21 protein-coding genes and 1 tRNA gene are annotated in these 20,030 nt (G+C 64.5%); 9 read left to right on the forward strand and 13 right to left on the reverse strand.

Annotation, left to right across the window (positions count from 1 at the left end; genetic code table 11):
- Window positions 1-6 precede the first annotated feature (6 nt).
- The gene (locus IEW81_RS02995; RefSeq protein ID WP_097060566.1) at window positions 7-594 is read right to left on the reverse strand and encodes a J domain-containing protein; all 588 of its coding nucleotides are present in this window, start codon (window positions 592-594) and stop codon (window positions 7-9) included.
- A 42-nt stretch (window positions 595-636) separates the two neighbouring features.
- Window positions 637-1,671 carry a TauD/TfdA family dioxygenase gene (locus IEW81_RS03000; protein WP_097060565.1) on the reverse strand — a complete coding sequence of 345 codons (1,035 nt, stop codon included), beginning with the start codon at window positions 1,669-1,671 and terminating at the stop codon, window positions 637-639.
- An 84-nt stretch (window positions 1,672-1,755) separates the two neighbouring features.
- Here IEW81_RS03000 and IEW81_RS03005 point away from each other — a divergent pair.
- Window positions 1,756-1,837, forward strand: a tRNA-Leu gene (locus IEW81_RS03005).
- A gap of 45 nt (window positions 1,838-1,882) precedes the next feature.
- Here the strand turns inward: IEW81_RS03005 and IEW81_RS03010 are convergent.
- Entirely contained in the window at window positions 1,883-2,896 is a 1,014-nt protein-coding gene (locus IEW81_RS03010; RefSeq protein ID WP_097060564.1) for an NADPH:quinone reductase, read from the reverse strand.
- 425 nt (window positions 2,897-3,321) lie between these two features.
- On the opposite strand from IEW81_RS03010, the gene IEW81_RS03015 reads away from it, so the two are divergent.
- Entirely contained in the window at window positions 3,322-4,068 is a 747-nt protein-coding gene (locus tag IEW81_RS03015) for a DedA family protein (protein WP_097060563.1), read from the forward strand.
- Here the strand turns inward: IEW81_RS03015 and IEW81_RS03020 are convergent.
- Genes IEW81_RS03020 through IEW81_RS03030 form a run of 3 tightly spaced genes read right to left on the reverse strand, consistent with a single transcriptional unit; the run spans window position 4,065 to window position 6,487 of the window.
- Window positions 4,065-4,607 carry a HEAT repeat domain-containing protein gene (locus IEW81_RS03020; RefSeq protein WP_229671210.1) on the reverse strand — a complete coding sequence of 181 codons (543 nt, stop codon included), beginning with the start codon at window positions 4,605-4,607 and terminating at the stop codon, window positions 4,065-4,067. The two genes, IEW81_RS03015 and IEW81_RS03020, sit on opposite strands and share 4 nt — an antisense overlap.
- 9 nt (window positions 4,608-4,616) lie before the next feature.
- Complete coding sequence (locus IEW81_RS03025; RefSeq protein ID WP_097060561.1) at window positions 4,617-5,228, reverse strand: metal-dependent transcriptional regulator; 612 nt, start codon at window positions 5,226-5,228, stop codon at window positions 4,617-4,619.
- Complete coding sequence (locus IEW81_RS03030; RefSeq protein ID WP_373285365.1) at window positions 5,228-6,487, reverse strand: Nramp family divalent metal transporter; 1,260 nt, start codon at window positions 6,485-6,487, stop codon at window positions 5,228-5,230. The genes IEW81_RS03025 and IEW81_RS03030 overlap by 1 nt, the downstream gene beginning before the upstream one ends.
- A 67-nt stretch (window positions 6,488-6,554) precedes the next feature.
- On the opposite strand from IEW81_RS03030, the gene IEW81_RS03035 reads away from it, so the two are divergent.
- The gene (locus IEW81_RS03035; protein WP_097060560.1) at window positions 6,555-7,508 is read left to right on the forward strand and encodes an L-lactate dehydrogenase; all 954 of its coding nucleotides are present in this window, start codon (window positions 6,555-6,557) and stop codon (window positions 7,506-7,508) included.
- Window positions 7,509-7,526: 18 nt separating this feature from the next.
- On the opposite strand, the gene rdgB is transcribed toward IEW81_RS03035, so the two are convergent.
- From rdgB to IEW81_RS03055, 4 genes are read right to left on the reverse strand one after another with little or no spacing between them, the layout of a single operon-like run.
- Complete coding sequence (gene rdgB, locus IEW81_RS03040) at window positions 7,527-8,156, reverse strand: RdgB/HAM1 family non-canonical purine NTP pyrophosphatase (protein ID WP_097060559.1); 630 nt, start codon at window positions 8,154-8,156, stop codon at window positions 7,527-7,529.
- On the reverse strand, window positions 8,153-8,878 hold the full coding sequence (rph, locus tag IEW81_RS03045; protein WP_097060558.1) for a ribonuclease PH: 726 nt from the start codon (window positions 8,876-8,878) through the stop codon (window positions 8,153-8,155). The genes rdgB and rph overlap by 4 nt, the downstream gene beginning before the upstream one ends.
- The gene (murI, locus tag IEW81_RS03050) at window positions 8,875-9,717 is read right to left on the reverse strand and encodes a glutamate racemase (RefSeq protein ID WP_097060557.1); all 843 of its coding nucleotides are present in this window, start codon (window positions 9,715-9,717) and stop codon (window positions 8,875-8,877) included. The genes rph and murI overlap by 4 nt, the downstream gene beginning before the upstream one ends.
- Before the next feature lie 9 nt (window positions 9,718-9,726).
- Window positions 9,727-11,190, reverse strand: a complete 1,464-nt coding sequence (locus IEW81_RS03055) for a cryptochrome/photolyase family protein (RefSeq protein ID WP_097060556.1) — start codon at window positions 11,188-11,190, stop codon at window positions 9,727-9,729.
- 22 nt (window positions 11,191-11,212) lie between these two features.
- Here IEW81_RS03055 and IEW81_RS03060 point away from each other — a divergent pair, with 22 nt between their 5' ends.
- A complete protein-coding gene (locus IEW81_RS03060) occupies window positions 11,213-12,517 on the forward strand; it encodes a nicotinate phosphoribosyltransferase (protein ID WP_229671211.1) in 1,305 nt (434 codons plus the stop codon).
- Here IEW81_RS03060 and IEW81_RS03065 read toward each other — a convergent pair.
- Genes IEW81_RS03065 through IEW81_RS14670 form a run of 3 tightly spaced genes read right to left on the reverse strand, consistent with a single transcriptional unit; the run spans window position 12,510 to window position 15,651 of the window.
- Window positions 12,510-12,791 (reverse strand): DUF3039 domain-containing protein, encoded by a 282-nt coding sequence (locus tag IEW81_RS03065; protein WP_229671212.1) that lies wholly within the window; start codon window positions 12,789-12,791, stop codon window positions 12,510-12,512. The genes IEW81_RS03060 and IEW81_RS03065 overlap by 8 nt on opposite strands.
- Window positions 12,792-12,835: 44 nt before the next feature.
- A complete protein-coding gene (locus tag IEW81_RS03070; protein ID WP_229671213.1) occupies window positions 12,836-14,410 on the reverse strand; it encodes a hypothetical protein in 1,575 nt (524 codons plus the stop codon).
- Window positions 14,386-15,651, reverse strand: a complete 1,266-nt coding sequence (locus tag IEW81_RS14670; RefSeq protein WP_097060555.1) for an ABC transporter ATP-binding protein — start codon at window positions 15,649-15,651, stop codon at window positions 14,386-14,388. The genes IEW81_RS03070 and IEW81_RS14670 overlap by 25 nt, the downstream gene beginning before the upstream one ends.
- On the opposite strand from IEW81_RS14670, the gene IEW81_RS03080 reads away from it, so the two are divergent.
- From IEW81_RS03080 to IEW81_RS03100, 5 genes are all read left to right on the forward strand, one after another.
- Window positions 15,641-16,213 (forward strand): hypothetical protein, encoded by a 573-nt coding sequence (locus tag IEW81_RS03080; protein ID WP_097060554.1) that lies wholly within the window; start codon window positions 15,641-15,643, stop codon window positions 16,211-16,213. The genes IEW81_RS14670 and IEW81_RS03080 overlap by 11 nt on opposite strands.
- Window positions 16,214-16,700: 487 nt before the next feature.
- Window positions 16,701-17,393, forward strand: coding sequence for a phosphocholine cytidylyltransferase family protein (locus IEW81_RS03085; RefSeq protein ID WP_097060553.1), 693 nt, complete (start codon window positions 16,701-16,703; stop codon window positions 17,391-17,393).
- Between the two features lie 129 nt (window positions 17,394-17,522).
- Entirely contained in the window at window positions 17,523-18,323 is an 801-nt protein-coding gene (locus IEW81_RS03090) for an ABC transporter permease (RefSeq protein WP_097060552.1), read from the forward strand.
- Window positions 18,323-19,069, forward strand: a complete 747-nt coding sequence (locus IEW81_RS03095; RefSeq protein WP_097060551.1) for an ABC transporter ATP-binding protein — start codon at window positions 18,323-18,325, stop codon at window positions 19,067-19,069. Before IEW81_RS03090 ends, IEW81_RS03095 begins: the two co-directional genes overlap by 1 nt.
- A 40-nt stretch (window positions 19,070-19,109) precedes the next feature.
- Window positions 19,110-20,009, forward strand: a complete 900-nt coding sequence (locus tag IEW81_RS03100; RefSeq protein WP_218840007.1) for a hypothetical protein — start codon at window positions 19,110-19,112, stop codon at window positions 20,007-20,009.
- The last annotated feature ends 21 nt before the right edge of the window (window positions 20,010-20,030 follow it).

The following is a 20,030-nucleotide window of genomic DNA, read 5'->3' on the forward strand; positions in this document are numbered from 1 at the left end:
GCCTTGCTACACGTGTCCCAGGCGAGCGCGACGAACAGCGACCTCGCGGCCGATCGTTACGAGGCCGTAGACGGGTGGGATCAGCAGGAACAGCCCGAGCAGCGCCCCGAACGTGGTCGCCACGAGCGTGATGACCGCTGTGGCGGCCAGTGTGAGAAGGGCCGTCACGAGCCACGGCGTCCTGCCCGTCAGGGCGAATGCCACTAGCGCCACGAAGATGAGTCCATAGCGGGCGATGGGCTCCCCGACACCCCATGCAGGCGCGCCGGCGTAGATCGAGACGAAAATGGCGACGAGCGTCACCCCCGCCCATGTGCCCAGCAGGAGGCGGCTCCGCGGCCGCGGGATCGGGCCCGATACGGGCACGCCAGCGAACGGAATCGCCGCGGGAGAACTTGCACCGAGTCGGGACACGAGCACGTCATGTGCCTCGACTACCCCGATGAACTCGCGAGTCGCCTCACGCGAGCGCGTGGCATCGACGAATCGATCAGGATGTGTCGTGCGCGCGCGCCGACGGTAGGCGTTCTCGATGTCGGCGGCCGACGCATCCAGCGAGACGCCCAGTACCGCGGCGGCGTCTTCGGGGCTCATTTTCGAATCGTACCCCGGCCACAGTGTGACCGGGACACGAACCTAGCTGTGGACCGCGCCGACCGTGCGGCGGTCGCCGAGAAGCTGGGGCCAGAGGCGACGACGGTCGCGAACGACGAAGCCGCGGGCGATGAAGCGGTCTTTGCCGTCGAAGCGCGGGGTGTACATGGAACGCCCGTGCATCGCCCGGAGGTTGTCGAGCATCAAGAGGTCGCCGGCCTGCAGGTTGTGGCCGTCACGGTGCTCGAGGTAGACCTTCACGACCTTCTGCAGCAGCTCCTGCGCTGCGGCGGTGATGCCGTGCATGAGGTCCTGGTCGATGAGAACGTACGGATCGTCATCCGGTCCATTGAGGATCGCGAACGGCCCGCGGATGGCGTCAGGGTTCGGGATGTACGGCTGGAACGACTCGTCGATAGTGGTCGCCCAGAGCGGGCGGCGCAACATCGCGACCTCATCTTCAGACATCAACTCGGTGATCTTGCGGCCCGAGAACGCGTACGTATACGCCTCGGGGTCGCCGCGAAGCGCACCGAGAATGACGTAGTCGGGCTTGAAGGCCGAGAAGCACTGCTCGGTGTGAGCTTCGAGTTCGACCTTGGAACCCTGCGACTGCTGGGTGGTTGCGAGCTTCGGGTTGGGCACCATGTCCTGGATGAGGTGGCCGTTACCCTCGGCCTCGTACGCGACCATGCTGCCGAGGAGGTGCGCGAGAACCGCCATCTCCTTGGCGAATACCGTCTTCGCGCTGATGCCCGACGTGTTGTCGAGCGGGGTATCGATGAGATCAGGGTCGACGATCAATCCGCGAACCACGAGGATGCCCGTGTCGGAGCCCACGTCGGAGAAGTTCAGCAGCGCTGCTCGAACCTCTTCGGGGAGAGCGAATGATGCTGCAAGGGCCTGGCGTCCGAACTCATCCGGCTCAGTGTTCGCGTCAGCAGTGATCCTCATCGCTGCGGTGCGAACCGCTTCGGCGGTGGTGGTGTCGAGTGTGAAAAGGCTCGGCTGGAGCTCGTGAACGCTGATGTCGTTCTCCTTTATCGTGGATAGGCGCCGATCAAACGGCACCCTCACTAAATTACACCCTCGGCACCGTGAGTTAGGGTGCCCTCACGCGATCTGGGGGTATGGCGCGGCGGCGGTAGACTCAGCCAGCCAGCGGGAGTGGTGAAATTGGCAGACACGCAGGATTTAGGTTCCTGTGCTTTCGAGCGTGCGGGTTCAAGTCCCGCCTTCCGCACTAGTCAAAGACCGATTGCTGGAGCAACAGCGAGCGCTCGGGAGTTCACTCGGCGACGTCGATGAGCACCTTCCCGATGACGCCATCCTGAACGGCCTGATGCGCCGCCGCAGTCTTGGCGAGGGGGAACCGCACGAGCGGCAGGCCTGCCTTCTCCCCCACGGGGAGCACTCCCGCGATGAGCGCCTGCGTCACGTCTTCGACCGCGTTCGCCATGGCTTCGTCGCCCATCGTGTAGAGCAGCACGAACTGGTAGCGGATGTTCTTCGTCATGTTGGGCCGGACCTTGATCGACGCCGTGTCGCCACCGTCGTCGGCGTACATCGATACGACCGCCCGAGGCCCGGCGATTTCTGCATCGAGCTCGGCGTTCTGCACGATCGACACCTCGACGACGATGTCGACGCCCTGCGGGGCGATGGCGGTGATGGCGGCCGCGGCATCCTCGGTGCGGTAGTTCACGATGTGGTGAGCGCCCGCGGAGCGTGCGAGAGCTGCTTTTTCATCGCTGGAAATGGTGGTGACGACTGTCGCACCGGCCCAGCGTGCGAGCTGGATCGCCGCGTGACCGACAGCACCCGCGCCACCCGCGACGAGCACTACCCTGCCGTCGAGCGCACCCGGATGCAGACGCGCGGGGCCACCCTCGAGCACGGTAAGAGCGCGGTGTGCCGTCAGCGCGGGCACACCCATCGTGGCGCCGATATCGAAGCTTGTGGAGTTCGGCAGCTTCACGACGCGTTGAACCGGCAGGACCGTGAACTCCTGGGCCGTGCCGGTGGGGCGGTTGCGGGCTGACAGGTAAGTCCATACCCGGTCACCGACCACGAGCGTGGTCACGCCCTCTCCGACTGCGTCGACCGTGCCAGCGCCATCCTGGTTCGGCGTCACCTCGGGGAACTCCAGCGGTCCATTTGCGCGCGATTTCCAGTCGGTCGGGTTGACCCCGGAGACCGCAACGTGCACCCGCACTTCTCCAGGGCCGGGTTGCGGTATCTCACGCTCAACGAGCTGCAGGACGTCGGGCGAGCCGGACTGGGAGTAAATGATCGATCGCATACTGGTGGTCAACTCGGCAGGGCGCGCAATTCTTCCCCGAGCGTCACGGATCTGGGTAAGCATCCGGTCACCGTCCAACAATGCGCGCGTCTCTATCATTGTCGGGGCTCCCGATGAGCCGGCCCAGCCGATGGAATCAAGCCCTTCCAGCGCGGCTTCTGCTCGCGCGAGCCGGGCCACCGTCACTCAGCCCGCAGGATTCTCACGCGGTGTGAGCAGCAGGATCTGTGATGTTCTCTTTGACAAAAACTGTTCATCACACTGACAGTCTGTCGCTTCGACATGTCAGGGGTTGACGAACGAGAAGCCATCCAGATTGGGGGGTTCACCCCAGCTTCGCACCGTAGGGAGAAGAGTACTCTGGTTCAACACCCGACCGCCGCCGATTGGCGTTCACGGCAAGCGACGTCTTTGGAGTTCGTGCCTTGATTCATACCGCCCTCATTCCCTGGCTCGATCCGGCCAACCTGATCGAAGGTTTCGGCCCGTTCGCTCTCCTCGGCGTATGCATTATCGTCTTTGCGGAGACGGGCCTGCTGCTCGGATTCCTGCTCCCTGGTGACACCCTCCTGGTCATCACCGGGCTGCTGACCTTCACTGGCACGATGGTCGACGATCCGACAGGAATCAAGATTCACATCTGGTGGGTCTGCCTCGCCATCAGCGCGGCCGCATTCCTTGGCGGCGAGGTCGGCTACCTGATAGGCCACAAAGCCGGCCCCAGGATCTTCGAGAAGAAAGAGACCGGCCTCTTCAGTATCGAGAATGTGCGGCGTACGAACGGCTTCTTCGAACGGTTCGGCGGCCTTGCCGTGATCGTTGCGAGGTTCGTGCCGATCGTCCGGACCTTCGCCCCGGTGGCGGCAGGCGTCGGGCATATGAACTACAGAAAATATTCCTTCTACAACGCCATCGGCGCGGTGATTTGGGGCTCAGGGCTGACGTTGCTCGGTTTCCTGATTGGAAACATTCCGCCGGTGCGGGATTTCGTCATCAGCTACATAGACATAATCCTGCTCGCGGCCCTCGCCGTTGCGATCATCCCGACGATCTTCCACTACATCCAGTCGGTGCTCAAGGCACGTAGGCACAGTGCCACGGCGCCGAACGGCGCGCAGTCGGGCGAGCTCGTGCTCGACGACAACAAATTCGACCAGAAGCTGGCCGATTAGACCTGTTCGGGCGTTGCTGCGGCAGGCCTGCGCTTGCGGATCGCGTCGATCCCTTGCTGTGCTCCGCGGCGCACCTCGATCTCGGGGTCTTTCAACAGCGGCCGGATGACCTCGAGGTCGTCACCGATCGCACCCAGTGCCCGGGCGGCCGCCGCGCGAACCCGCGCCACCTCGTCAGTCAACAGCGCGCCGACCTCGACCTGCAGGGCCAGCCCCCGTGTTGCGGTGACCCTCGTCGCCATCTCACGAACGCGCCATGCCTGGTTCTGGAGTGCCGCAGTAACCCCGGCGATCGCGCTGTCGTTCCAGACGTACAGCAGCGCGCGGGTGCCCCACAACTCCGGCCAGTACAGCACGGGGGCACCGTCGAGGATGCCCTGGGCGTGCTCGCCGCCCACGACGAGGAGGAACTCTCCTCCCTCGTTGTTGCCTGCCAACAGCGACAGCGAACGCAACACGACAGTGTCGACGCCGAGCTGCCCAACGGCAGCGGCGATACGGGCTTCGATCGGAAGGTCTACGGGGGTCTCATCAGGCACCATGCAACCCTACGGGGCCGCGACCCAGATCGACGCGTGGGCATCTGCGGCCAGTGCCGCCCGTTGCCGCCCGTCGATCACGGCGCCGACCATGATGCCGTCGGATTCCAGCCTTCGTAGAAGCCCAGGGTCGCGGTCGCAGATGCGCACCACCCGGCCGCCGGCCGCAGCGTCGGCGAGCAGCAGCCCGGCAGGAACCGTGACGGTCCCGTCCGCAGCCGGGATCGGATCGCCATGCGGGTCGCTTGACGGAAACCCGAGCTGGGCATCCAGCGCCTCCAGCAGCCTGTCACTCACCGCATGCTCGAGCACCTCGGCCTCCTCATGCACCTCGTCCCAGCCATAGCCGACGTGCTGCACCAGCCACGTTTCGATGAGCCGATGACGCCTCAGCATCCGCAGGGCCAGAGCCGTGCCATCCGGTGTCAGTTCGATCGCGCCGTACGGTTCGTGCACAGCCAGCCCCTGCACCACCAGCTTCTTGACCATCTCGGTGACGGATGACGCCGCCAGCCCCAGGCGGTGCGCGAGCATCCCCGTGGTGATGAGCTCCGTCTGCCACTCGGTGTGGGCGTAGATGACCTTCACGTAGTCCTCGACAGCGGTCGGGTGTGCGACCATCACACACCCACTACGACGAGCACGACCAGCAGCACGTTCAGCAGGATGATGGCGGCGGCCGAGATCCAGCCGCTCCAGCGCAGCCACGGTCGGTTCACGAACTCCCCCATGACCTTCTTCGAACTCGCCAGCCAGACCAGTGGAATCAGGGCGAACGGGATGCCGAAACTCAACACCACCTGGCTGAGAACCAGCGCACGGGTGGGGTCGAATCCGACGGCGAGAACCACCAGCGCTGGCATCAGGGTGATGGCCCTGCGCAGCATCAGCGGAACTTTCACCTTCAGCAGCCCGCCCATAATCGCGGAACCCGCGTAGGTGCCAACACTTGTCGAGGCGAGGCCACTGGCCAACAGGCCGACCGCGAAGATGACGCCGATCGCGGGCCCGAGAGTCGCGACCACGGCGGCGTGCGCGCCCTCGATCGTGTCCGTGCCCTCGATACCCCTGAGCGCGGATGCGGCCAGCAGCAGCATCGAGATGTTCACGGTACCGGCCACGAACAGCGCGCCACCGACGTCCCAGCGAGTGGCCGTGAGCAGGCTCCGGATGCGTATCGGATCGTTCGTCACCCCGTGCCGGTCACGCGCCAGCGCGGAGTGCAGGTAGATGACGTGGGGCATGACTGTGGCACCCAGCATGGACGTTGCCAGCAGCACCGAGTCTGTGCCCTCGAAGCGAGGGACTATGCCTCCGATGGCCTCGGCGGGGTTCATCCCGCTGAAAAATAGACCGCTCACAAAGCCGACGACGATGACACCGAGGAGGGTGATGATCACCGCTTCGAAAGAACGCTGCCCGCGCTGCGATTGCAGCAGCAGCAGCCCCATCGATGCGATGCCGACAATCAGCCCACCGAGCAGTAGCGGAACGCCGAACAGCAGGTTCAGCGCGATCGCGCCACCCAGTACCTCCGCAACGTCGGTTGCACCCGCCACAAGTTCTGCCTGGATCCAGTACACCCGTCGTGGGCCGGTGCGGAGTCGCTCCCCGAGGATCTCGGGCAGGCTTCTGCCCGTAACGATCCCTACCTTCGCCGACTGGTACTGCACGAGCACCGCGATGGCGTTGGCCAGCACGAGAACCCACAGCAGCAGGTAACCGTAGCGGGCGCCGGCCGTGAGGTTCGCCGCGACGTTGCCGGGGTCGACGTACGCGATGGCCGCGACGAACGCCGGGCCCAGTGCCAGCAGTGTCGCGCGCGCCTTGCCGCGTGTTGCCATGGCCGGCGGCCCGATGTGCGGTGCAGGTTTCGGCATACCGAAACCATATACCTGAGCCTTTAGTCCCTAGCGCTGGTAGCGGCCCATCGGTCACGCTTGTTCCATGGCTGAGATAGAAAATTCCAAGCTGGCAATCATCGGCGCAGGAGCGGTCGGCACATCCATCGCCTACGCCGCCATCATCCGGGGCTCGGCGCGTGAGGTGGTGATCTCCGACGTGGATGCGGCCCGAGTCGAGGCAGAGATGCTCGACCTTGCCCACGGCACGCTTTTCACCGGATCTACCTCCATCACAGGCGGGGACGACCTCGATATCGTGATCGGCGCCCATGTCATCGTGATCACGGCGGGAGCGAAACAGCACGCCGGGCAGTCCCGCCTCGATCTGGCCAGCACCAACGTCGACATCCTGCGGGACCTGATGCCGAAGCTTGTGGCTCGCGCTCCCGACGCCGTGTACCTGCTCGTCACCAACCCCTGCGATGTGATGGTTGTGGCCGCACACGAGATCAGCGGGCTTCCGTCCGGACGCGTGTTCGGCTCCGGGACCGTGCTCGATACCTCGCGCCTGCGATGGCTGCTGGCCGAGCGAGTAGGCGTGTCAGCTTCGAGCGTTCACGCCATGATCGTGGGCGAGCACGGCGACTCGGAGTTCCCGCTCTGGTCCCAGGCCAGCGTCGGCCCTGTGCCGATTCTCGAGTGGCGCACGGAGGATGTCCCACCCCTCGATCTCGACGAGCTGGACCGTATCGCCAACGACGTCAGGAACGCCGCGTACCGAGTGATCGCGGGCAAAGGCGCCACCAACTACGCCATCGGATTATCGGTCGCGCGCATCGCTGAAGCCGTGCTGCGCGATGAGGGCGCGGTGCTGCCGCTCAGTTCGATGCTCACCGACTATCGCGGCATCTCCGGGGTCGCACTCTCCATACCGAGCGTCGTAGACGCGCGCGGAATCTCGCACGTCATCGATGCGCCCTTTTCGCCAAGTGAACTCGAGTTGCTCACGATCTCCGCCGAGGCGGTGAGAAAAACGCTGCGTCCACTCGGCTTCTAGCGCGACCGCAGCCAGCGCCTATTCCCCGAGTAATTGCGCGCGCACCGTGGGCATGATTGCCGTGAAGGCGAGAGCACGGTGGCTGACCGCGTTCTTCTCTTCGCTGCGCAGTACGGCCGAACTCACCGACATCCCCGCCGGTTTAAAGATGGGGTCATACCCGAATCCGTTCCGACCGGCCGGCTCGTGCAGTACCGAACCACGCCAGATGCCGACCTCGACGAACTCTAGGGCCCCGGCCTCGTCCGCAGGACCGTCCGGACCGATGGCTCCGACAGCAGGCGGCACCACGAGGGCAGCCGCACAGGTGAAGTGGGCGGCACGGTTCGCTTCGTCTCCGAGGTTGGCGAGCACCAGCTCGACGTTGGCGGCATCATCCCGACCACCCGCGTATCTTGCAGAGTGGATGCCCGGCGACCCGCCGAGCGCGTCGACCGAGATTCCGGAGTCGTCGGCGATCGCCGGCAACCCGGTGAACGCGGATGCAGCTCGCGCCTTGATCAGTGCATTCGCCTCGAAGCTTTCGCCGTCCTCGACCGGCTCAGGGCCGTCGTACCCGACCAGCTCGATGCCGTCGAGAGCATCCCCGAGGATGCGACGCAGTTCTTCGACCTTGTGCGGATTGTGGGTGGCAAGCACGAGTTTCATGGTGCGAGAGTAGCGACCTGGAGCGCGGTCAGGTCAACTGCTCCACCGAGCGCGAGGTCGAGCAGCGCATCCAGTTCCCGGCGATCGAACGGCGCGCCCTCGGCAGTGCCCTGCACTTCGACGAACAAGCCCCGCCCTGTCACGACGACGTTCATGTCGGTTTCAGCGCGGACATCCTCGGTGTACGCCAGGTCGAGCAACGGCTCGCCATCGATGATCCCGACGCTGACGGCGGCGACGGAGTCGATGATGGGTTTGGCGTTCTTGCCGATGAATCCCTTCGAACGACCCCACTCGATGGCGTCGGCGAGGGCGACATACGCGCCGGTGATTGCCGCGGTGCGGGTGCCGCCGTCGGCCTGCAGCACGTCACAGTCGATCACGATCGTGTTCTCGCCGAGAGCCTTGGTGTCGATGACCGCACGAAGCGAGCGACCGATGAGCCTCGAGATCTCGTGGGTGCGCCCACCGATCTTGCCCTTGACCGACTCGCGATCCATACGGTCGTTGGTGCTGCGCGGGAGCATCGAGTATTCGGCCGTCACCCAGCCCTTGCCCTTACCGTTCAGCCAGCGCGGCACACCATTGGTGAACGATGCGGTGCACAACACCTTCGTGCGGCCGAACGAGATGAGAGCGGACCCTTCGGCCTGGTCACTCCATCCGCGTTCGATGGTGACGTTTCGCAGTTCATTCGCGGCGCGGCCGTCGATCCTGGTCATGAGTATTCCGTTCTCGGTATGTGGATAGCCCCGGTGTCGTAGGTGTTCACCCTGGCGACCTCGGGGCCGAGGAAGCGTGAGGCCAGGGCGAGAAATGCAGCCTTGTCCGGCCCTGTTGCCTCGAAGGCGTAGGTCGGAGCTTCGGCAGAGTGCCGTTCCAGGTCGTGCGCGACCAGGGTGCGATACACGTCGTACGCGGTCTCCTCAGCGCTCGAGACGAGTGCCACAGAATCGCCCATGACGTACTGGATCGCGGCCGACATCAGCGGGTAGTGGGTGCACCCGAGCACGAGGGTATCGATGCCAGCAGCCTTGAGCGGTGCGAGGTACTCCTCGGCGACAGCGAACAATTCGTTGCCGCTGGTGACGCCGGCTTCAACGAATTCGACGAACCTCGGGCAGGCCTGTGTGAAAAGTTCGAGACCGGATGCCGCGGCAAAGGCATCCTCGTAGGCCTGTGACTTGACCGTCCCGACGGTGCCGATCACGCCGACACGATTGTTGCGCGTCTGGCGCACGGCTGCTCGCACCGCGGGCTGGATCACCTCCACCACCGGAATGCCGTAGCCACCGGTGAAGCGCTCCCGGGCATCCCGCAGCATGGCGGCAGACGCGGTATTGCAGGCGATGACAAGCAGTTTCACTCCGTCGGCCACGAGATCGTCCATCACCTCCAACGCATAGCCTCGCACGGCGGCGATGGGCTTCGGGCCGTAGGGCGAATGCTCCGTGTCACCGACGTAGAGGACGGATTCGCGGGGCAGTTGGTCGATGATCGCGCGTGCCACCGTGAGACCGCCGACACCGCTGTCGAAGACTCCGATCGGGGCGTTGTTCACACGCCAAACTTACAGGCCATCGCGCAGCGCCTCCTGGTGCACGACCTGCTCCCGGTCTGACAGGCGCTTCAGCCCAGCCAGCGGTTGGGCCATCCGATGGTTGCCGGCGAGCTTCGGCGCCGCGCGGTCGAGGAACGCCCAGTAGCCAGCGGTGAACGGGCAGGCCTTCGGCCCGAGCCGCACCTTCGGGTCGAAGCGACAACCGCCACAGTGGTCGCTCATCTTGTTGATATAGGCGCCTCCGGAGGTGTACGGCTTGGTCGCCACGATCCCACCATCCGCGTGCTGCGACATGCCGATGACGTTGGCGGGCATCACCCACGGGGTGCCGTCGACGAACATGTCGGTAAACCAGCGGTCGAGCTGGACAGGATCGTAGCCACGCTGCAGTGCCCAGTTTCCGATGATCATCAGCCGCTGGATGTGGTGGGCCCAGCCGTGCCGGTCCACCCCGTCGATGGCATGGTGGAGGCAGTTCGCCTCGATGGATGCCGCGTCGAGCTCGACGAATTCCCGCGGCAGGTCGACAGTCGCCCCGAGAAAGTTGTTCGAGTGGCGGTAGCCCTCACCGAGGTGCCAGTAGAGGTGCCACACGTAATCACGCCAGCCCATCACCTGCCGCACGAAACCCTCGACGCTGGCCAACGGCGCCCGACCCGCGCTGTATTCGGCGGCCACGGTGTCGACGACATGACGAGGATCCAGCACGCCGAGGTTCATCGGAACGCTGAGCAGCGAGTGGGCCATGGTCCAGTCACCCGTGAGCGTGGCATCCTCGAACGGGCCGAAATCATTGAGCCTGCTCGCCACGAAGTCGTCGAGGGCGAGCTGTGCCTCGGCACCGGTGACGGCGAACCTGCGGGGTTCATCCTGCCCAACGAGATCGACGAGACCCTCGGCCTGCCAGCGGTCGAGGTCGACCCTGACCTCGGCATCGATCTCGTCCTCGACGGGCCACCACGGCTCAGGCAGCCCGAGGGTGACGGCACCCTTCGGAGGGGACTTGCGGTTGTCGTGGTCGTAATTCCACTGCCCGCCTGCCGGTGCATCGCCCTCCATGAGCAGGCCCGTGCGAACCCTCGTGTTCCGATAGAAGTCCTCCATCAACAGCCGACCCTTACGGCCACCGGCCCACACGGCGAATTCGGCCTCGGTCGTGATGAAACCACGTGACGGCAGGATCTCGATAGGCCGGGACCTGACGAAGCTGCGCGCCTCATACGAGGTCGGGTCGATGACCTCGAGATCGGTACGTCCGTCGATGACCTCGGCGTAGGTGTCCACCTGGTGGAACTCCACCCTCGAGCCGAGCTCAGCGGCCCTGTGGCGAATAGCGGAAAGCATGACGTGGGCTTTGGCCCGGTGCATCCTGTGACGCCCGAACACCGAGCGGGCTTCGACCAGAAGCATCGGCCCGCCGTCGTCAAAGATGTCGCCAAGCTGGCCGGCGAAGATAAGGCGCGTTCGATCCATTCCACGAATATATGCTCAATTCATGGGTACAGCACTCCTGACCGACCGCTACGAGCTGACGATGCTGGATGCCGCGATCGGCAGTGGCACGCACGACCGTGAATGCGTGTTCGAGGTGTTCACGAGGCGGCTACCGAGTTCGCGTCGATACGGCGTCGTCGCTGGCACCGGACGCCTGCTCTCGCTTATCGAGGAGTTCCGTTTCGGGGATGCCGAGCTGGGCTGGCTGCGCGATAACGCCGTGGTGCGACCCGAGACCGTCGATTGGCTGGCCGACTACAGCTTCACCGGCTCCATCAGTGGATATCGCGAAGGGGAACTGTTCTTCGCGGGCTCCCCCATCCTGGTCATCGATGGATCGTTCGCCGAGGCCGTGCTGCTCGAAACCCTCACCCTCAGCGTGCTCAACTACGACTCTGCGGTGGCCTCCGCCGCGGCGAGGATGGTATCCGCCGCATCCGGAAGGCCGCTGGTCGAGATGGGATCACGCCGCACTGGCGAGCGTTCGGCGGTCGCCGCGGCGAGAGCGGCATTCATCGCCGGCTTCATCGCCACCAGCAACCTCGAGGCGGGCAGGAGCTGGGGTATTCCCACCATGGGAACCGCCGCGCACTCATTCACACTGCTGCACGACAGCGAGGAGGCTGCCTTCCAGGCGCAGGTTGACGCGCTCGGGCCTGCGACCACACTGCTTGTCGACACGAACGACATAGCGTCGGGAGTGGAACTCGCGGTCAGGGTCGCCGGCACCGCTCTCGGTGCCGTGCGCATTGACTCAGGCGACCTGCCCGTGCAGGTCGCCGCCGTACGGGCACAGCTCGACTCACTCGGGGCGACAGGCACACGCATCACCGTCACCAACGACCTCGACGAGTACACGATCGCGTCCCTCAGGGCGGCCCCGGTCGACTCGTACGGAGTCGGAACCTCACTGGTCACGGGATCCGGTCATCCCGCATCGGGCATGGTCTACAAGCTCGTCTCACACCGCGATTCGGCGGGAAACTGGGTCAACGTCGAGAAGAAGTCGGCGGGGAAGGCCACCGTGGGCGGGCGCAAGTTCCCGGTCAGGTCGCTAAGCAACGGGGTGGCGGTCGCCGAGACCATTTATGTGGATTCCGCTCCCGACGCCAACTCCAGCGAACGCACACTGCTTGCCGACCTCGTCACCGCGGGAACCGCCGACCAGCGGTACATTGGGGCCGCGGGTACCGCGCTTGCGCGCATCCATCACGCGTCGGCCATCAACGAACTGCCCGACGACGCCTTCAGGCTCAGCCGCGGCGAACCCGTCATCCCGACGGACTACCGCCGGGGCATTACTTGAGGGTTTCGTAGATCTCTTTGCAGGTCGGGCAGACGGGGAACTTTTGCGGATCGCGACCGGGCACCCAGAGCTTGCCGCACAGCGCGAGCACCGGCTTGCCCGACAGCGCGGATTCCATGATCTTGTTCTTGGGCGCGTAGTGCGAGAAACGTTCGTGATCGCCCTCTTCGACCTGCTCCTGCTGGATCAGCTCCTCGAGCTCGCGATCGAGAGTGTCGGTGCCACCGCCTGCGCCGCCCACTCCAGGATCTGACATGCGAAAAGAATCAACCATGTTCCGATTCTAGTTGCGCCACCCCGATCCCGGAGGGGAGAGGACTAGTTGCGCAGGGTGAACGCGAGCAGCTCAGGTCCACGCCTGCTCACGATATAGCCGCCCAGGAAAATTCCCACGACGAGCACAACCAGGCCGATGGCGACGCCGGAACCCAGGGCCCACAGCTGCCACTCGTTGCCGGGCTCGATGGTCGACAACACCATCAGCCACACGACGGGAGCCGCCAGCAGGATGGTCATGACGAACGACAGTGACTGGACGATAGAGCCGGCCGCACCGACGGCCTGCGGCTGCGCGAACGGGCTGTCACCCGGGTGCACTGCAGGGTACGGGAACGCTGCGGAAACGAGGCTGGAGATTCCGAGGCCCGAGAGCAGCAGGCAGGCGCTCAGTCCGATGAGTCCCGGCAGGGTGCCTTGGTCACCGGAGATGACAACGGTGACGACGCTGCCAATGACCACGAGCGGGATTCCAAGCAACAGCGCGGGGACGATGCGACCCCCACGGTCATCCACACCCCGAGTATTGGATGCGACGTGCACCCAGAATGCCGAGCTGTCGTGAGCGACGTCGTTGTGCAGGGTCCACCCGAGAAACAGGCACATCACCGGAACCGGAACCCACACGATGTATTCACCGGGCACCCCACCGACAAGCAGGGCAGCAACCAGGACGAACGGGATGATCGGAATCACGGCGAGCGAGACCCCGTAACGGGAGTCGCGCCCCCAGTAGGTGAGGCTTCTGGCAGCGATTGCTCCGGCCGGCGTTGCCGGAAGTCGAGCGAACCAACCGAGGCTGGAGCGGGGTCGCGCACCAGGGTCTCGGCCCGGTCGAACGAGCATGAAGGCGACAAGCGCGCGCCACGCAAACCACAACACCGCGAGGAAGACGGCAGAGATGAGGAGCTTGGCCGCCGCCTGCCCACCGAACCCGAGCGCGGTATCGCCCGGGGCACTGAGTGCTGAACCGAGCGGGGTCCATTCGGCGATCGATGCGATGCGGCGCATGATCGGCAGCACCTGGCTCTGCCAGTCGAAGGTCGCCAGGGTGGCGGTCGCGATGCCGCCGACGACCAGCACACCGACAGCGATGTTGCCCACACCGTCACGGGCACGACTGCTCGACAGGAACGTCGATGACAGTGCCATCGATATCCTCGACGCGAGCACACAGGTCGGAACGATCACGATCGCGCTCAGGATCGCGACGAGCACGGGAAGCGGTCCACGACTCCACGTCGCGATCTGGGTAATCGCGAGCACGACGGCCGCGAAGGTGGGCAGGCTCACGCTCGCAGCGACCGCCAGCCGGAACGCCAGCGATGTCACCGGGATCCCCAGGAGAGCGAACCGGCGAGGGTCGATGGTGTCATCGATGCTCAACGCCAGCGGAAGAGTGAGAAAACCGAGCACCACGGCCGACCCGATGACGACGACCAGCACCCTCGCAACATCCGGCGTCGCGGAACGGAGGTCGATCAGTCCCGCCGCGAGCACGATCGTCGCGGTGATTCCCCAAAGCAGAGTGAGCACCATTCCGAACCGCTGCGCAGGACCGCGCCTGAACGTATTGGCGACGATGCTCAGCTTCAGTTGGAGAAACTGTGCAACCACTGCAGCCCCTCCGAAACCTCCACGCCACCGGCCAGCTCGATGAATCGGGCTTCCAGCGACTTGCCGCCCCTGACCTCATCGATGGTCCCGTCGGCAAGGATCTGCCCGTTGACGACCACTGCGACGTGGTCGCACATGCGCTGCACCATATCCATGCTGTGGCTCGAGAGCACCACGGTTCCGCCAGCCGCGGCATAGTTCTTTAGTATCTCGGTCACCGTGGCCGCTGAGACCGGATCGACGGACTCGAACGGCTCGTCGAGCACGAGCATCCGGGGGGAATGGATCATCGCGGCGGCGAGCGCGATCTTCTTCGTCATCCCCGCCGAATAATCGGTGACGAGTCGCCCCATCGACTCCTCAAGCCCGAAGGCCTGCGCCAGGTCGGCGCTGCGTTTGCGGACCACTGCCGCGTCGAGACCACGGAGAATTCCCGAGTAGTACAGCAGCTGTGCCCCGGTGAGCCGGTCGAACAGCCGCAGACGGTCCGGCAACACACCCATATGTCGTTTGGCCGCAACCGGATCGCTCCACACATCAGTTCCGTGCACGATGACGCTGCCCGAGTCAGGGCGAAGCAGCCCGGTGATCATCGACAGCGTGGTTGTCTTGCCTGCCCCGTTCGGTCCGACGATTCCGTAGAAGTCCCCTGCCCCGACCTCGAGATCGATCGACGCGACCGCGATGGTGTCGTCGAATCGCTTGGAAAGCCCAGTGACCGACAGAACGACATCATGCTTCCGTGTGTGCGCGGATGCTTCGACCGAAGGCTCGACGGAGGTGTTTTCCGGGATCTTGACCTGGGTCCTAGTCGAGCTGTAAGCCGGGGTCTCGACATCGGGATCTTCCGAGGTCCTCGCGAGTTCCGCAATCGCCTGGGCTTCAGCGACCTTCGAAGCCCTCGTCACCCGGGCCGCTGCGAGCAATGCGCGCAATTCGGTAACGCGGGCCTGGGAAGCAGACCCCACGCGCCTCGCCCAGGCCGACGCATTGGCCAGAACCGCCTGGGTTGCGCTCGGACCCTCGTTCGTCCTGAGAGTATCTCCGATGGATTCAGCAGGCTGTTCTGAAGGCTCGTGAGCGTGTAACTCGTCGGTGCCGGTATCACGGGTGGCTGGCTCACGGGTGACAGGCTTATCGGTGACCGGCTTATCGGTGACCGGCTTATCGGTATCCGACTCGTCGATGACCGGCTCGTCGATGACCAGCACATCGGTGATCGGCTCATGGATGAGCGGCATTTCAGGGTCCGGTATTTCAGGGTCCGGTATTTCAGAGCCCGATATTTCAGGGTCCCTGTCGTCGACCACGGGAACTTCCGCGGCTGTCTCGTCGGCGATCGGCGCCGTGGGCGCCAGTGCCTCGGGCGCCAGTGCTTCGGGGGCGGACGCCTCCACAGCCGGTGCGTCGGGCGCCAGTGCCCCGGGAGCCGGCGTCGCGCTGACAGGCTTCCGGGCAGCGGGAGCCTTGCGCGGCGCGGCAGTCTTCGGCGCGGCACTCTCCGGCGCGGAAGCCTTCGGTGCGGCAGTTTTCGATGCGGCAGCCTTCGGTGCGGCAGTCTTCGATGCGGCAGCCTTCGGTGCGGCAGTCTTCGGTGCGGCCGGGCGCTTCGAGGCCGGGGTCGTCGAGCGAGGAGCGGTCGTGCGAGGTGTTGGGGGATTCTTCCCAGCAGGAGTCGCTGTCGCGTCCGCCGCGATTTTGGATACTGCAACAGATTTCGCGGACGGCTTGCGCGGCGTCGCGGGTCTCGGCGTCGCGGGTGTTGGGGTCGCGGTCGCTCGAACGGACCTGGGTGTCACCTGAGCGTCACCCGTCCCCGCGTCTGGTGCCACGCCCTCCTCGGATGCGCTCGAGGATGCCGTGGCTGAAGGCGCCCCGGACGCCGCAGTCGAGCGGGGCGCAGACGGCGTGCGCGGAGTAGACGGCTTGCGCGGCGCTGCTGGCTTCCGGGGTGCAGAAGTCCGCGGTACCGCGGGCTTTCTTGGTGACGATGCACGCGGCGAAACGGCGGGCGAGGCATCCGTTTCAGATGCCGGAATCTGCGGCGTTTCGCCCTCGTTGAATTCTGGGGCATTTTCCACCTATCGAGCGTATCAAGCCTCGTCATCGTGTGGACGCGATCACAAACGCACAACAAACCCGAACTTTTCCTGACACTTTCACTCTGCACAGGTAATGTGGAGAGAAGCACAACGGCGTGTCCTGACTGAAAATCATCGGTGAACATCGAGCAAACTCTGATTTCACTCGAAATTACTATTCTTTTGCAGAGACTACCTAGGAGCTCAACGTGACCACGCAGATCGTCATCCTGGCGGCCGGTATGGGCAGTCGACTCGGTCGATCCCTTCCGAAGCCCCTCACCGAGCTTGCCGATGGCCGCACCATCATGGGCCAGCAGTTCGACAACATCCGTCACGCATTCGGCAACGCTGCGAAGGTGACTGTGGTTGTGGGATACAAGCTCGAGCACATCATCGAAGCGTTTCCCGAGGCCTCGTTCGTCTATAACGAACAGTACGACCAGACCAATACTTCGAAAAGCCTGATGCGGGCGTTGCAGGCATCGGCACCCGGTGGGGTTCTCTGGATGAACGGGGACGTCGTGTTCGACCCCACCGCTCTCGAGCGTGCGGCACGACTGGTCGCACGCGACCAATCGTTCGTGTCAGTCAACACGGCTCGTGTCTCTGACGAGGAAGTGAAATACACGACAGACGCCGAGGGCTACATCCGGGAGCTCTCCAAGACCGTCAAGAACGGCCTGGGCGAAGCTGTCGGCATTAACTACATCTCCCGCGACGACAAGGCAGTGCTCCTGCGCCAACTCAAGCGCGTCGGCGATCAGGACTACTTCGAACGCGGCATCGAGCTTGCCATCGAGCAGGACCGCATGCTCGTCGAGCCGATCGACATCTCCGATCTGTATGCGGTCGAAATCGACTTCGCTGAAGACCTCGAGCGCGCAAACCTCTTCGTCTAGCCAGAACCGGCCAGACCCGCGGGTCGAGCGTGCCGAGCCCTCACCCGCTGTCGACGCGTGGGTGAGATCTCGGCAGGCTCGATCCGCAGGAGTCATGGTCACAGCGCGGGACACCATACGATAGAGCCCGTGTCAGCCGCAGGGGCCCCGCGTCGATCTCGCTCGTCGTTCGCCCGATACCGCCAGTCGTTGTGGTTGTTGACCGTCCGTGACCTGAGGGTGCGGTATTCCACCTCTGTGCTCGGCTATTTCTGGTCGATTCTCGACCCTCTCGTCATGGCGGGCATCTACTGGTTCGTCTTCACCCAGGTCTTCAACCGTGATGCCGGCTCGCAGCCCTACATCGTCTTCCTGCTCTGTGCGCTCCTGCCATGGATGTGGTTCAACGGTGCTGTATCAGACACGACTCGCGCCTATATCCGCGAGGCCAAGCTGATCCGTTCGACCAAGATCCCGCGCACCATCTGGGTGGCCCGACTGGTGCTGTCCAAGGGAATCGAGTTCGTCGCGAGCCTGCCCGTGCTGGTGATCTTCGGAATCGCCACCGGGGCCACGCTGCACTGGCAGGCCGTGTTCTTCATCCCTGCGATCATCCTGCAAACCATCCTCACCATGGGAGTCGGGCTGATCGTGGCCCCGCTCGTCGTGTTCTTCCGCGACCTCGAGCGCGCTACAAAACTTACGCTCCGATTTCTCTTCTACGCCAGTCCGATCATCTACGGGCTGCCCGACCTTCGGCGGTTGGGCCTCGAATTCATCGGGTCATTCAACCCGCTCGCCGGGATCTTCTCGCTGTACCGTGCGGCCTACTTCCCCGAAGAGCTCGACGGATATCCCGTGCTCATCGCCGCGCTGATGAGCCTGATCATCCTGGCCGTCGGTATCCTCGTGTTCACTCGCACCGAGCGCGCTGTGCTGAAGGAGATCTGATGCCCGAGCACGTCGAACCGGTCATCCGGGTGCAGGGCGCCGGGATCCGTTTTCGCCGCAACCGGCGCGCTCGCCGCAACTTCAAAGACCTGTTCGCCAGCAGGAAGCGCCGCGCCCGTTCGAATGAGTTCTGGGCACTACGGAACATCGACTTCGACGTGTATCCCGGCGAGGCGATCGGCGTGGTCGGTCGCAACGGCCAGGGCAAGTCCACGCTGCTCAAGCTCGTCGCCGAGGTGATCCTCGCCGATGAGGGCTCCGTCACGGTCAGGGCGGGAGTTGCGCCACTCATCGAGATCACTGGTGGGTTCGTCGATGACCTCACGGTGCGGGAAAACGTCTACCTCACGGCCGGGCTGCATGGGATGTCGCGCTCTGAAATCACGTTGCAGTTCGACGAGATCATCGCTTTCGCCGAGATCGGCGACTTCATCGACACCCCATACAAGCATCTCTCCAGCGGTCTGAAGGTCCGTATCGCCTTCGCCGTCATCTCCCGGCTCGAAGAACCAATCGTTCTCGTCGATGAGGTGCTCGCGGTGGGCGACAAGGCGTTCCGCGAGAAATGCTACAAACGCATCGAGGAGCTTCTCGCCGGCGGCCGCACACTCTTCTTCGTCTCGCATAATGAACGCGACCTCAGTCGGTTCTGCTCGCGCGGGTTGTATCTCGACAAAGGCGCCCTGGTGCTGGACGGCCCTATCGACGAAGTGCTGGCACGCTACAACGACGACCACGGAATCTGAACCCCCAGTTTCGTTTCGGCCCCCGAGGTACGGTGGGATTATGTCCAAGTCCACCGAGCTGAGCGTCTCGAGCCCCTTCGTTGTAAAGGGCATCGATCGTGTTCTCACCGTGCAGCGCCCGGTCGTGCTGGCACACATCAGGAGCATTCGCCGGGGTCGACCGGACCGTAGCCCTGAGGAGATCATCCGCATCCTCGAACGTCGCTATCTGACCGCGGTGACTACCGGTGGGGCGCTGGTCGGAGCAAGCGCGGCGATTCCAGCCATCGGCACCGGCGCATCCCTCGCGCTATCCGGCGCGGAAACGGCGGGTTTCCTGGAGGCGAGCGCACTCTTCGCCCAGTCGGTGACCGAGATCCACGGGATTGTGGTGGATGAACCTGACCGTGCCCGAGCTCTCGTCATGACGATGGTGCTCGGAACCACCGGCAGTGACCTTGTGAAGCAGCTTGCCGGGCAGGTATCGGGAAGCGGGGCGGGCAAGTCGACCTTCTGGGGCGAGATGATCACCAAGAACATGCCCAAGGCGGTCATGGGGCCGATCGCCGATCGCATCAAGGTCACGTTCATGAAGAAATTCGCTGTCGCCCAGGGCACCAACGTCATCGGACGGATGATCCCGTTCGGGATCGGGGCCGTCATCGGCGGCGGGGGAAATCACATGCTGGGGCGCCAGATCGTGCGCAGTTCCCGCGAGGCGTTCGGGCCGCCGCCAGCAGCATTTCCGAGCTGGCTCGAACCTGTCGTAAAGCTGCCGAAAGCCGCGAAGGAACCGAAGTCGGCGAAACCCGCAAGAGAGCCACGTGAGGCGCGTACGCGGCGCGAGATCAGGGCGCCGCTGCCCACCATCCGTCTTCCGCGCCGTGCGAGGCCGGAGGCCGTCAGCCCCTTCACTGCGCCGGATCCGCTCGGGACCGATCCACTCAATCCCCCGCAGTAGGCCCGCAGCGCGAACAGCGGC

It is taken from the genome of Salinibacterium xinjiangense, assembly GCF_014645015.1.
Taxonomy (GTDB): Bacteria; Actinomycetota; Actinomycetes; order Actinomycetales; family Microbacteriaceae; genus Rhodoglobus; species Rhodoglobus xinjiangensis.